The organism is Halopseudomonas sp. (assembly GCF_036960865.1).
GTDB lineage: Bacteria > Pseudomonadota > Gammaproteobacteria > Pseudomonadales > Pseudomonadaceae > Halopseudomonas.
Genome location: NZ_JBALWE010000001.1, coordinates 277,876 through 290,717 on the forward strand (window position 1 = coordinate 277,876; position 12,842 = coordinate 290,717).

Consider the following 12,842-nt stretch of genomic DNA (forward strand, 5'->3'; position numbering starts at 1 on the left):
CAGTATAACCTCGTGGCATTATAACGGCAGTCAGCCAACGAACAGCAGGGAGCACCTTCTATATGCCTAACCCCCAACTCAGTATCATGGTGGTAGACGATACGAAGTTCAGCAGCGCCGTTATCGGCCATACGCTGAGTCAGGCCGGCTACAACGATATCCGCTTTGCCAGCTCTGCGATGGATGCCTTGCGCATGCACGAACAGCGTCCTGCCAGCGTGATGGTAGCCGACTGGCTGATGCCTGAAATGGACGGCTTGGAGCTGACCACCCGCATCCGCCAGATGGATGAGCAGGACGACCATTACACCTATGTCGTGCTGCTGACCGCCCGCGAAGGCGACAACGTGCTCAGCGAAGCCTTCGACCGTGGCGTCGACGATTTCATCAGCAAGTCGTCGATGAACGAACAACTGCTCCCGCGCATCTTCGCCGCTGACCGCACCTCTCAGTTGATCAACCGCCTGCTGGATGAAAACCACCTGCTGGCCAACAACAACGCCCAGTTGGAAGAACATAATCTGGTCGATACCCTGACCGCCATCGGCAACCGTCGCTACCTGTTGCAACGTCTAAACGACGCTCTGCGGAATGTTGATGCCCGCGGCGGCGCCTGCTGCGTCGTTGTGCTGGGGGTGCAGAATCTGGCCTCGCTTGGCGAGCGCTTTGGCGAAGCGGTACAGCAGGAAGTGCTGCGCGGCACTGCACGCCGTCTGCAACAGCTGGTTCGTCCGACCGATGTGATTGCCCGGGTCGGCAACAACGCCTTTGCCATCGTCACCCTGGCCGATGACGCCAGCGACTGCAAACCCAACAGTTTCCGCCGCCTGCACGATGGACTCAATCTCAAGGCCTTCAAGACCACGGAAGGATATCTCTCCATTCGCGCCGGCATGGCCTTGAGCACCGTCACCAACAAACATGACCTGCCCAGCCCAGAGGCCCTGCTGGAACTGGTTGAAGAGCACTTGCACGAGGCCTACGAAACCAACCTGATTACCGAAGTACGCAGCAAGTAAGCCACCGTGTTTCATGTGCTTGGTGCCGGCAGCCTGGGCCTTTTATGGATTGCACGCCTGCAACAGGCCGGACTCGACTGTCGCTTACTGCTGCGCGATCAGGCTGCTCTGCAGCGTTGGCAAGCAGCCGGCAATCAGCTGCACTTCACCGCGCCCAGTGGACAACATCAACTGTGCATCAACAGCGAAGTGGCTGCCCAAAGCGATACACCCATCTCGATCCTGATCGTTGCCACCAAAGCACATGCGGTAATGACGGCGCTGGAGTCGCTACGCTACCGCTTGACCAGCGCCAGCCAGATACTGCTGCTGCAAAACGGCCTGGGTGCGCAGCAGCAGGTTACCCAGGCATTTCCCGAACAACGTGTGTTGTACGCCAGCGTTACCGATGGCGCCTGGCAACCCGCACCACAGCAGTTGGTGTGGGCAGGTCAGGGCCAGACGCTGATTGGCGATCCGGCGCAGCAGCCCGCGCCCCACTGGCTGCTGCAGCTGGATCAACGGGCAATCAATTGGCAGTGGAGCGAACAGATCCTCGCGGTACTTTGGCGCAAGCTGGCGGTGAACTGCGCCATTAATCCGTTCACCCTGCTGTTCGACTGCAGCAACGGCGAGGTACCGCAGCACGCTGGCGTATGGTTGGACCAGTGCATCGCTGAGTTGCAGGTATTGCTGGCCACGCAGGGCATTGCGGCCCAGGATCTTGACCAACAGATCCACGACGTGATCCGCCGGACCGCCAGCAACAGCTCGTCGATGCGCCAGGACCTGCACGCAGGGCGCCGTACCGAGCTGGCCTACATTCTGGGCTATGCCTGCAGTGAAGCGCAGCACAGCGGCGTGCCAGCGCCGGCGTTGGAGCGTTTGTTGACTGCCACGCGTCAGCGCCTTTCAGAGCTGGGTCTGCCGGTAGACTGAACAGGCCGTTTACCGCTAGGCTAACCGCCCGTTTCAGCTTCAAACATTCGCGCCAGCAGAGAGCATCCAACCATGGGCTACCGCCTCAGCAAACTCTATACCCGTACCGGCGATCAGGGCGAAACCGGTCTTGCCAACGGCGAACGCATTGCCAAGAACCATCCCCGCGTTGCGGCCATGGGCGATGTGGATGAGCTCAATTGCCATGTCGGGCTGCTGATCACCGAGTTGACCGACTATCGCCTGCACCCGCTGCTGGCGATACTCACTCCCATTCAACATCGCTTGTTCGATCTGGGCGGTGAGCTTGCTGTGCCAGGCTACGACATCATCGAGGCGGAGGATGTCAGTGCTCTGGAGCAGCATATCGACGCCCTTAACTCCGAGCTGGAGCCGCTGAAGAATTTCATTTTGCCCGGCGGCTCGCGGGCGATTGCTCAGGCCCATCTGGCGCGCAGCGTGTGTCGGCGCGCAGAACGGCAATACCTCGGCGTGGCACAGCAGGACAACGTGAACCAGCAGGCACTGATTTATCTGAATCGCCTGTCCGACCTGTTGTTTGTGATGGCGCGGACCATTGCCCGCCTGGAAGAAACACCGGAAGTACTCTGGGCGCCCAAACCCAAGCCAACGGCCTGAGTCCAGGCGCGTCGAGCCTTACACCTTGAAGGCGCTGATGATGCCCTGCAGTGATTGCACCAGCTGGGCCATGCGACCACTGGACTCTTCTGCCTTGCGCGCGCCTTCGGCAGTGCGCTCTCCGGCGTGGTTGATCTCGACGATATTCTGATCGATATCGTGGCTGACTGCCGTCTGCTCTTCTGCCGCCGCCGCAATCTGCTGGCTTTGATCAACGATGTGGGTAACCGACTTGAGAATATTGTCGAGACCTTCCTGCACCTTGAGAGAAGCATCCACGGTTTCAGCGGTCATGCTGTGGCTGCTGCCCATGGCCTTCACTGCCGCACCTACGCCGTCTTGCAGACGTACGATCATCTGCTCGATCTCTTCGGTGGACTGCTGGGTACGCCGTGCCAGAGTGCGCACCTCGTCCGCGACCACGGCAAAACCGCGGCCCTGCTCACCGGCCCGCGCCGCCTCAATCGCAGCGTTAAGCGCCAGCAGGTTGGTCTGCTCGGCGACACCCTTGATCACATCCAGCACCCGGCTGATGGACGAACTGTCATCGGCCAGCTGATTGATTACGCGCACCGAGTTTTCGATTTCACCGGACAACTTCTCGATACCATCCACTGAGGATTCCACCAAGCGGCGGCCGTTCAGCGTCTGGGTGTTTACTTGTTCGGCATTGGTGACCGCCAACGCAGCACTGCGCGCCACCTCCTGCGAGGTCGCGGCCATCTCGTTCATCGCGGTAGCAACCTGCTCGATCTGGCTGCGTTGTGAGGTCGCGGCCTGACTACTTTCGCTGGCAATGTTTTCAACCTGGCGCGACTGCTCCTGCACCTGATCCGAGGTAGAGCTGACCTGACGAATCAGCTCGCGTACCTTCTGTACCGTATTGTTGAAATCGGCCGCCAGATCACCCAGCTCGTCGCGACTGTCCACGTCGACCTGAACCGTCATATCGCCACCCGCGACCTGCCCCATCTGCGAGGACAAACGCTTGAGTGTGCGCCGTGTGGCCATGTAAAAGCCGGCGTACAGGTAGATGATCAGCAACCCCACCAGCGACAGCGACACAATCAGCACCAGCATGGCACTGCGGTTCTGCCCCAGGCGCTCGCTCAGCCGTTCGCTCAGGGCGTCGAAGACCTCGGTATCCAGCGCATAGGTCTTGTCTATTTCGGTGGTGATGCGTTGAAAATAGCCATCCCAGGTGCCTTCCAACGAGTTGGCCATGATGATTTCTTCATCAAAGATATTCTGCGCGATGCTCAGACTTTCCAGACTGGCATCAGCAGCCGGCTTGATACCTTGCAGGTCGCTGCTGGCAAGGGTTTGATGCAGAGTCTGCTGGTAGTTGGCCGTCAGTTTTTGCAGCAATTCAAACAGGTCGTCCATCGCACGGCTGGCGTCGGAGTTGATAAACCCCAGGCCCATGGAATAGGCACCCACCGCACGCCCCTCACCAAGCGCCGAGGTGACCTGAGGGGTAACATCGATCAACAGCTCGGTGAGCTGGCGCACATTGCGGTCAAAATCCTGCGGTAGGCCAGCATAGGCAGCGCTGAAATTAAGCAGGGTGCTGGCCTCGGCCAGGCCTTGCACAGCCAATACCTGCTTGCCGCTGACTGACTCGCTAGCCAGCCCTTCGTACAAGGCAAGCAGTTCGTCGCGCTTGGCAATCACGTCAACGGCGGCCTCATCTTCGGCATCCAACGGCAACGCACGCAGCTTGTCCATTGCCTGCTTGCGCAGCTCCGCACCGCGTGCTTCGAGCTCTGCGGCGAACTGTCCTTGTCCAAGCAGCGCGTTGACATGCTCCAGATCACGAATCAGCTCGGCATCACGCAGGATGTCGGAGGTCGCACGGACCAAGGCGAGATTGTCTTGTGCATGCTGGGTTACCTGCACACGCTCATAGGCCTGGTGCACAACCATACTGCTGACAATACCGAGGGGAACAAAGAACAGCACACTGATCAGGCAGAACTTCATGCCATAGCTCAGGCGATTCATCAGGGCAATGGCAGGCGCAAGAAGACTATTCACCCAGTTTTTCTCCTAAATTGACTGGCCTGCGGTGGGGCCTATCAGGCGCCCTTTTCAGACGCCTGTGTTTTGTTATGTGTGCTACCGCACTCGAGGACACGCGTTGTCGCGCCTCAATGTCTCATGCTGATTCTATCGGCCAGAGCGGAGACAACTTTACTGCTGGCGCAAAATCTAACCCAGTAACGCTAACAATGCCACGGGTACCGCCCAAGCTAGCATCGCACGCACCAATAACTGGTGGGTTGAAGCCAGCACTGGCGAATCCGGCGCCGTTTCTACCCCCCCTGCCAAGGCGGCATCCGCTGCCGTCATCAACAAGGATTCAGGCGCCTTGTCCCAGTCACTCCAAACACCACTCAGCGACTCGAACACTCGATCAAAGTGTCCTACCAAGGCAAAACTCGCGACCAGCAAACGGGCCGGCAACCATTCCATAGCGTGCACCAGGCTGACAGCATAGCTCTGTGAGTCCGCCGGCAACCGATCTACGAACAATCTTAGTAGACGGTAGCCCAGCGCCCCCATCGGGCCCAACAGTAAAAACCAAAAAACCGGCACAAAATAGCCGGCAAGCGCTGCCCACAGCAGCCGCCCGCGCACTCGAGCGAGCAACTCATCATCATCAACCGCCTGGATCCCCAGATCATGCTCTGCAATCAACGCTGCAGCCTCGCGATCCCCCCGCGCCCAAGCCTGATCGAAGCGCCGACTGACAGCGTAAACCAGTTTGGTGCTCCCCAACCCCAACAGCAGCACCAACACCCCCAACAACAGGGCGAATACGCCGTTGGCCACATCCACCAACAACCAGAAAGCAAGCTCAAGCGGCACTAAGGGCAAGAGCAGACACAGCAGCGCCTGCCAGCTGGGGCGGCGCTGGGCGAACCTGGCGCTATAGCCAGCCCATGCTGCCACGGGATCAGGATGTATACCTCCTCGCAATGGCGTGAAGCGCACGAGCAAAACAGTGATCAGCAGGATCAGAAAACGCATTGTCGGTGCCTTCTATTGGGTAAGTGGTGCAGCCAGCAAGCTGGAAAGATAGCGGCGCCACTCGAACGCCACTCCAGGGTCGGTCTTGCGCCCCGGGGCGATGAACTCGTGCCCGGTAATCCGGTGCCGGGTAATGGCCGGATAGGCAAGCTGCAACGCCTGGGTCAGATCACGCAGAGCAAGGTACTGCGCGTCGGTGTAAGGCGTAGTGTCGCTGCCCTCAAGCTCGATACCGATGGAAAAGTCATTGCAGTTCTCACGCCCGGCGTAGCGCGATGCGCCCGCGTGCCAGGCACGTTCATCGCAGCTGACAAACTGGGTGATATGCCCGTCACGTTCGATAAGAAAGTGCGCAGAAACTCGCAGCTCGGCTATCTCAGCGAAGTAGGGATGAAGGGAGGAGTCCAACTGACCACAGAAGAAACGTTGCACGTGACCGCCCCCAAACTCGCCGGGCGGCAAACTGATGTTATGAATAACCAGCAGAGAAACCACATCCCCTTCCGGTCGGGGATTGAAATGCGCGGAGCGGCAGATGTGTGCGCCCTCCAGCCAACCCTCTTGCAGGCGCATGACCCTGCCGCTCCCATCAGCCAAAACCTTATGCTAACAGGAGCTAACCGGTGGCGCATCCGCCTTTGTTCAGGGCTTGGCTGACTGCAAGCGGCGCAGGTTGCCGATGACCGATTCAAGCGCTCGATCAAATAACTGGTTTTCATCCAACAGGGTTATCAGCCCCTGCTCGAAATGATGCGCCAGTTCATTTTTGCCGAACTCGGCGACTTTCATGCCACCGCGATTTACGAATATGTATTTGCCGCTAAAACTGATAATAGCGGCCAGCTTGCAGCGCTGCTCTGGCTGGCCTTCGGTAGAACCGAGCCGAAACCAGCAGCCGGCACGCAGACTCTCTATCCAGCGCATGGCGCCGACACTGGGAAGATCATCAACGGTTTCGGCGAGAGGCTCAACCTCCTCATCTGCCTGCAGCACCGGAGCTTCTACATGCACCTGTTCAATAGGCTCGACAGCAGGAGCGACCACGTCCATTGCCGCCTGAAGCTGAGGCGCAACGGCAGAGACCTCAGCCGGTTCGGCGATGGTCGGCTGTTCAGGAGCAGGCCGCGACGGCGAGTCAGCAGGCCGCAGGGCAGCTTGCGCTTTGCGCACCCGCTGCTCTGCCGCCGCCTGTGCCTTGGCCAATACCAGCGCTTGCGGCTGCGCGAGGCGCGCGACCTGAACGGCCACTGCGGAGGCGTCCAGACCGAGCAGCTCAAGACCGGCACGCAGCGCTTGCAGCACCTGCTCGTTGCTATCGATGCGGTACTGCAACTCACCCGCAGGAACCGGCTCCACACTGTCGATCATCTGCTGTGCCGTACGAATAGCCTGATCCCAGGCCGTAGAATCAATCCCCTCGCGCAGACAGACCATCTGCAGCACCTGACTCCAAGCGTCACGCAGCAGATCCACCAGAGTAACCGGCAGGGTACGGCCGACCATCAAGCCGTTGACCGCCTTGGCAACGTGAGTGCGCGCCGCCTGCATACGCGCGCGCCCCTCTTCAGCATCGCGGGTGCGCTGCTCGATCCGGTCGGAGCGGCGCTGCTCGCTGCGCTGGAAATCCGTCAGCTCAGCGTGCAACGTTTCAAACAGCACATCCTGCGGTTCGCTAACGGCCAGCAAGCGCTCCACTATATTTTCCAGCAGACCATGCAGCTGATCCCGGCGCAGATCGTCATGATCGTTCCAGCCCATGGTGGCCCGCGCGAGTTCGTTGAGCAGACGGCGCGCCGGATGTGCGCCTCGACTAAAAAAGCTCTTGTCGGCAATCGCCACGCGCAGAATGGGCAGCTGCAAACGCCCGATCATGACCTTGACCGCTGACGGCAGCGCCGGGTCTTCAAGAATGAAATCGAACAACATGGACACCAGGCTGATGACATCATCATCCACCCTACCGACAACCTTTTGATCGCCCACCCCACCAGACTGGCGCTGCGCCTGCAAGGCATGCTGAATGCGCTGACGCATGTCAGACGGCCTGTCCGCAGTGGTTCCGGACATCTCATCCAAGGGTATATCGGCCAGCACCTGCAATAACTCGTTGCTGGGCATGGGTCGCGCAGTGTTCCCGGAAAGGCCTGCCAGCGCCATATCGCCACTGGCATGTCGCCAATTGCCGATCAACTCACTGAACATACTCAGCACTTCCTGCTGATCCGGACCGCCCTGCGGATTAGCTCGTGAGTCCTGTGCAGCGCCGTTACCGGCGCCCGCCGGCTGCACTCGACGACGTGGTGGCGTCACTTGGGCAAGACGCAAATCCGGCATCACACCGGCATTGATCAGCAGCGTGTTCAGCGCCTCATACTCTGCGTCGATGCCGTTGAAAACGTATCGCTCAAACAGCTTGAAGATGATCAGTCGAACCTTGATCTCCAACGCCAAGGGTTTGAGCGCATCAGCAAAATAGTCTGCCAGCGCTGCAGGGGCGAGTGGGTTATTGCGCTCATCAACCAGGTTCTTGACCAGGCTGTTGGTACGCATGGCCAAGTGCATCAACGGCTGCTGATTACGGTTATTGACACGACTGATCATGCCGTCGAGCGCGACCGACTGCTCTAGCTCATCCGGCTGCACCAGCGTCAGACTATCGAGTTCAAAGGAGGAGTAGGCGGGAGTGGCGGGAGATTCGCCGTTCATCTGCTCAGTCGCCTGCTGCAGATTGGCGCCGACGCTTTTCAGGATGGTGCCACGCTGCAGGCGCACCGTGCGCATGGCTTCAAAGAACAGCGTTTGTTCCGCGTTACTTGTCGCGCGATCAGCCATCTCGAACAGGTTGTCGTCTGCATTGTCGAACAACACGTTGAAGGCGGTGTGCAGATAGTGTTGCATGTGATCACGCACGGCGATCAACGGCGAGGGTAACGATGACGAGCCCGCACCGACGCCCTGAGCGCTGCGACTGGCGAGATTCGGTTTGATCGAGACCACCTTCGGGTCCTGGGACATGCTACCTCTCCTGATAAGCTTGGCTTATCGCGCACAACGCCTGGGGTGCTTATCCTGCTGACAAGGGCTATCTTCCGTGTGTCGTTAATTTGGCGTCAAAAATTTTCCTCAGTATACCGCTTTTCGATTGCCGCGCATCCCGACCAGCGAGATTTATTGAACCGCGTCACACTTCATATTCAGTTTAGCCAACGACGCTCCCAACATGACCCACATTCACGGTTTTTTGCTTACCCCGTAAATGGCAATCCTGGTATATCCTGACAACGGACCGCCCAAAAGGCACCCTCATAACACTGATGCGCCACCCCGCACATCAATACAAAAGATAATCAGGAGCAGCGTCAATGGAAGCACTCATCAGCCTGATCGGCGATATCAATGGCATTGTCTGGGGACCGGCCATGCTCGCCTTGCTGGCAGGTACTGGCCTTTACCTCACGCTTGGTCTCAAGCTCATACCTCAACGCAAGCTTTTCTATGGTTTCAGCATGCTCTGGCGTGGCCGCAAGAGCACCGAAGAGGGCGATATCAGCCCTTTCAACGCGCTGATGACCGCCCTTTCCGCGACCGTCGGCACAGGTAATATCGCCGGCGTGGCCACCGCCATCTTCTTTGGTGGTCCCGGCGCGCTTTTCTGGATGTGGGTCATCGCCCTGGTGGGCATGGCAACCAAATTCGCCGAGGCGGTACTGGCAGTGCGTTTCCGCGAGAAGGACGCCCTGGGCAACCACGTCGGTGGCCCCATGTATTACATCAAGAATGGCCTGGGCGCCAAATGGAAATGGTTGGGCATCCTGTTCGCCATCTTCGGCATGCTGGCTGGCTTCGGCATCGGCAACACCATCCAATCCAACTCGGTTGCTGACGCGCTGAGCAGTAGTTTCGGTATTCCACCGCTGGTGACCGGCATCATCATTGCCGTACTGGTTGCGCTGGTGCTGCTGGGCGGCATCAAGCGGATTGGTGAAGTGGCTGGACGACTGGTGCCGATCATGGCGCTGTTTTACGTCGGTGGCGGCCTGATCATTCTGATCATGCACTTCGACCGCATTCCGGCTGCCTTCGGCGACATTCTTTACTACGCCTTCAACCCCGCCGCCGCTGCCGGTGGTTTCGCCGGTGCCACTGTGTGGGCAGCCATGCGCTTTGGTATTGCCCGCGGCGTCTTCTCCAATGAAGCAGGCCTGGGCAGCGCACCCATCGCCCACGCTGCCGCACAGACCAACAACCCGATCCGTCAGGGCACCGTCGCCATGCTCGGCACCTTTATCGACACCATCATCATCTGTTCGATTACCGGCCTGGTAATCATGGTGACAGGCGCCTGGCAGAGCGGTGAGAACGGTGCACCGCTGTCGGCCCTGGCATTCAGTCAGGGTCTGCCCGGCGGCTGGGGGCAGTACATCGTGAGTATCGGTCTGGCGGTCTTTGCCTTCACTACCATCATCGGCTGGAGCTTCTACTCCGAGAAGTGCACGCAGTTCCTGTTCGGCGAGCGTTCCAATGTACCCTTCCGCGTACTCTGGATCATCGCGGTCCCGCTGGGCACCTTGCCTGGCATAGACCTGGGCAGCCTATGGCTGGTAGCTGATACCTTGAACGCCATGATGGCGATCCCCAACCTGATCGCGCTACTGCTGCTAAGCCCGGTAGTGTTCCGCCTGACCCGCGATTACTTCAAGGACCCGGCGAACTACCTGAACAAGTAACGGCCGCGCAGCAACATCTGTGCACCAGCAATACCCGCCTACCCGGCGGGTATTTTTTTATCGGTGGGGTATACTCGCGCCCATTCATATTGACTGTCACACCTGCTGGAGCCTCCATGCCGAACCTCACCCTCGACAGCCTGCAAGCCGTTATTGTTGACGATGTGCGTCGCGCCCTGAACGAAGACGTTGGCGATGGCGACATTACCGCCAGCCTGATCCCCGCCGAGCACCGCGCCGAGGCGAGCATCATCACCCGCGAGCCAGCCGTATTCTGTGGTCGCGCCTGGGCCAACGAGGTGGTACGGCAGGTGGACGCCAGCATCGAGATTGAGTGGCTGGTGAGCGATGGCGACCAGCTGATCGCTGACCAGACCTTGTGCCGCCTGAAAGGCCCGGCGCGCGGCTTGCTGACCGCCGAACGCTGTATGCTCAATTTCATTCAGACGCTCTCGGCCACCGCCACTCGCAGCCATCACTTTGCTGAAATGGTGAAAGACACCCCGGTGAAACTGCTGGACACGCGCAAGACCCTGCCGGGGCTGCGCATGGCGCAAAAATACGCGGTGACCTGTGGCGGCTGCCACAACCACCGCATCGGCCTGTTCGATGCTTTTCTGATCAAGGAAAACCACATCGCCGCCTGCGGTGGTATCGCCGCGGCCATCAGCAAGGCGCACCAGATTGCGCCGGGCAAGCCGGTGGAAGTGGAGGTGGAAAGCCTGGATGAACTACGCCAGGCCCTGGCCGCGGGTGCCGACATCGTCATGCTCGACGAGCTCAGCCTGGAAGATATGCGCACCGCGGTCGAACTGACCGCCGGCAAGGCCAAGCTCGAGGCCTCTGGAGGCATCAACGAGACCACCCTGCGCAGCGTGGCGGAAACCGGTGTGGATTACATTTCCATCGGCAGCCTGACCAAGGACGTAAAGGCGGTGGACCTGTCCATGCGCCTACGCTATCAGGCCGGCTGAAAGCGCCTTAGCACAGCGCCAGCAGACGCCGACAATCGGCTACGTGCCAGTCAGCCAGCTCAGGCCACAGATTATCGGCGTGTACCAGGCAGGTGCGGCTACCCGCCGCCCTGCCCGCCTCCAGATCAAAACGAAAATCCCCAACCATAACGGCCTGCGCCGGCAGCAAGCCCCAGCGCTCAAGCAGAAGTTGTATACCTTCAGGCTGCGGCTTGGGTGCAGCCTCTTCGCGGCCCAGCACATCCTCGGCAGCGAAACACTCGAGTATCCCCAGGTGCACCAGGGTCGATTGCGCGACCGCCTGCAAGTTGCGCGTGAGAATACCCAGACGCAGCCCACGTTCATGCAGATGGCGGATCAATTCAACCGCACCGGGCGCGGCTTCTACCTGTGCTGCCAGACGTAGCTCGATCATGTCCAGCTCGGCCTTCATGGCCAGGCGCTCCGAATCAGGCAACGCGGCCATATAAGTAAGAATATCCGCCTCGGCCGGCACGCCCAGCTCACGCCGAATCGCCGGAAAATCATGTTGTGCCAGCGTTAGCGTGCCATCGAGATCGAATACCCAGCCCTGCAGCTCACGCATGCTCAGCTCTTGACCTTGCGCATCAGCGATTCCTGCGCCACCGAGGCCACCAACTCGCCGGCCCGGTTGAAGATCTGGCCGCGAGACATACCACGTGAGCCAGCCGCCGAGGGGCTGTCCATTGCGTACAGCAGCCAATCGTCCATCCGCAGGGGGCGGTGATACCAGAGCGCATGGTCCAGGCTGGCCACCTGCAGCTTGGTCGACCAACTGGAGATCGCATGCGGTTGCATAGCGGTGCCCAACAGATGGAAGTCCGAAGCATAGGCCAGCAGGTAACGGTGCACCTGCGGGTCGTCCGGCAGCTGGCCGTCAGCGCGATACCACATGTAACGCACCGGCTCGGACACCTTGGGTTCAAAGGGGTTGAACTCGCCCACCGGGCGAATCTCGATCGGCTTGCCGCACAGCACCTTGTCGCGCACCTTTTCATGGATCAGGTGCTGGTACTTGCGCGTCCATTCGGTCTCGTTGGGCAGGTCTTCCGGGCCGGGGACATCCGGCATCTGTGCCTGATGGTCGTAGCCCTCTTCATCACCCTGGAACGAGCAGATCATGGTAAAGATCGGCTTGCCTTTCTGAATGGCCTGCACACGCCGGGTAGTAAAGCTGCCGCCATCGCGCAGGGGATCCACCTGATAAACGATGGGGTGGGTGGCGTCGCCCGGACGCAGAAAGTAGCCGTGTACCGAGTGCACATGGCGCTCAGTATCGACCGTCTGGCTGGCAGCGGAGAGCGACTGCCCCAGCACCTGACCGCCAAACAGCTGCTTGAAGCCCAGATCTTGGCTACGGCCGCGGAACAGGTTTTCTTCGATTTTTTCCAGCGCCAGCAGGTCAACCAGATCATCCAGCAATTGGCTCATATTCCTTCCTCACAATCGGCGCGACCACGGCTGTCGCAATACTTCAATCCAGTGACAGCGAGCCTGGTCGCTGCCGGAAT

At 59.6% G+C, this 12,842-nt stretch carries 11 protein-coding genes; 5 read left to right on the forward strand and 6 right to left on the reverse strand.

The features are described from left to right. The first annotated feature begins 62 nt into the window (after window positions 1-62). The 3 genes from V7747_RS01230 to V7747_RS01240 all read left to right on the forward strand — a co-directional run bounded on the left by V7747_RS01230 (window position 63) and on the right by V7747_RS01240 (window position 2,576). The gene (locus V7747_RS01230; RefSeq protein WP_335614240.1) at window positions 63-1,019 is read left to right on the forward strand and encodes a GGDEF domain-containing response regulator; all 957 of its coding nucleotides are present in this window, start codon (window positions 63-65) and stop codon (window positions 1,017-1,019) included. A 6-nt stretch (window positions 1,020-1,025) separates the two neighbouring features. Then, window positions 1,026-1,937, forward strand: coding sequence for a 2-dehydropantoate 2-reductase (locus tag V7747_RS01235; protein WP_335614241.1), 912 nt, complete (start codon window positions 1,026-1,028; stop codon window positions 1,935-1,937). 72 nt (window positions 1,938-2,009) lie between these two features. After that, entirely contained in the window at window positions 2,010-2,576 is a 567-nt protein-coding gene (locus V7747_RS01240) for a cob(I)yrinic acid a,c-diamide adenosyltransferase (RefSeq protein WP_335614242.1), read from the forward strand. Between the two features lie 18 nt (window positions 2,577-2,594). Here V7747_RS01240 and V7747_RS01245 read toward each other — a convergent pair whose 3' ends face one another. From V7747_RS01245 to V7747_RS01260, 4 genes are all read right to left on the reverse strand, one after another. Beyond that, window positions 2,595-4,613: a methyl-accepting chemotaxis protein gene (locus V7747_RS01245; RefSeq protein ID WP_335614243.1), complete on the reverse strand. Its 2,019-nt coding sequence runs from the start codon at window positions 4,611-4,613 to the stop codon at window positions 2,595-2,597. A 174-nt stretch (window positions 4,614-4,787) separates the two neighbouring features. Then, a complete protein-coding gene (ampE, locus tag V7747_RS01250; protein WP_335614244.1) occupies window positions 4,788-5,609 on the reverse strand; it encodes a regulatory signaling modulator protein AmpE in 822 nt (273 codons plus the stop codon). A gap of 12 nt (window positions 5,610-5,621) precedes the next feature. Then, on the reverse strand, window positions 5,622-6,182 hold the full coding sequence (gene ampD, locus V7747_RS01255; protein WP_335614245.1) for a 1,6-anhydro-N-acetylmuramyl-L-alanine amidase AmpD: 561 nt from the start codon (window positions 6,180-6,182) through the stop codon (window positions 5,622-5,624). A 69-nt stretch (window positions 6,183-6,251) separates the two neighbouring features. Then, a complete protein-coding gene (locus V7747_RS01260) occupies window positions 6,252-8,624 on the reverse strand; it encodes a DUF1631 domain-containing protein (RefSeq protein ID WP_335614246.1) in 2,373 nt (790 codons plus the stop codon). A gap of 347 nt (window positions 8,625-8,971) precedes the next feature. Between V7747_RS01260 and V7747_RS01265 the strand changes: the two genes are divergently transcribed. Both V7747_RS01265 and nadC read left to right on the forward strand, forming a co-directional pair. Then, window positions 8,972-10,336 (forward strand): alanine/glycine:cation symporter family protein, encoded by a 1,365-nt coding sequence (locus tag V7747_RS01265; protein WP_335614247.1) that lies wholly within the window; start codon window positions 8,972-8,974, stop codon window positions 10,334-10,336. A gap of 116 nt (window positions 10,337-10,452) precedes the next feature. After that, window positions 10,453-11,310 (forward strand): carboxylating nicotinate-nucleotide diphosphorylase, encoded by an 858-nt coding sequence (gene nadC / locus V7747_RS01270; protein ID WP_335614248.1) that lies wholly within the window; start codon window positions 10,453-10,455, stop codon window positions 11,308-11,310. Window positions 11,311-11,317: 7 nt separating this feature from the next. On the opposite strand, the gene V7747_RS01275 is transcribed toward nadC, so the two are convergent. Together V7747_RS01275 and tesB are read right to left on the reverse strand one after the other, a co-directional pair. Continuing rightward, window positions 11,318-11,902: an HAD family hydrolase gene (locus tag V7747_RS01275; RefSeq protein ID WP_335614472.1), complete on the reverse strand. Its 585-nt coding sequence runs from the start codon at window positions 11,900-11,902 to the stop codon at window positions 11,318-11,320. Next, on the reverse strand, window positions 11,899-12,762 hold the full coding sequence (tesB, locus tag V7747_RS01280; RefSeq protein ID WP_335614249.1) for an acyl-CoA thioesterase II: 864 nt from the start codon (window positions 12,760-12,762) through the stop codon (window positions 11,899-11,901). Before tesB ends, V7747_RS01275 begins: the two co-directional genes overlap by 4 nt. Between the last annotated feature and the right edge of the window lie 80 nt (window positions 12,763-12,842).

Coding starts and splice junctions, on each gene's coding strand:
- V7747_RS01230 (WP_335614240.1), top strand. CDS start 63: ATGCCTAACCCCCAACTCAGTATCATGGTGGTAGACGATACGAAGTTC.
- V7747_RS01240 (WP_335614242.1), top strand. CDS start 2,010: ATGGGCTACCGCCTCAGCAAACTCTATACCCGTACCGGCGATCAGGGC.
- ampE (WP_335614244.1), bottom strand. CDS start 5,609: ATGCGTTTTCTGATCCTGCTGATCACTGTTTTGCTCGTGCGCTTCACG.
- ampD (WP_335614245.1), bottom strand. CDS start 6,182: ATGCGCCTGCAAGAGGGTTGGCTGGAGGGCGCACACATCTGCCGCTCC.
- V7747_RS01260 (WP_335614246.1), bottom strand. CDS start 8,624: ATGTCCCAGGACCCGAAGGTGGTCTCGATCAAACCGAATCTCGCCAGT.
- V7747_RS01265 (WP_335614247.1), top strand. CDS start 8,972: ATGGAAGCACTCATCAGCCTGATCGGCGATATCAATGGCATTGTCTGG.
- nadC (WP_335614248.1), top strand. CDS start 10,453: ATGCCGAACCTCACCCTCGACAGCCTGCAAGCCGTTATTGTTGACGAT.
- tesB (WP_335614249.1), bottom strand. CDS start 12,762: ATGAGCCAATTGCTGGATGATCTGGTTGACCTGCTGGCGCTGGAAAAA.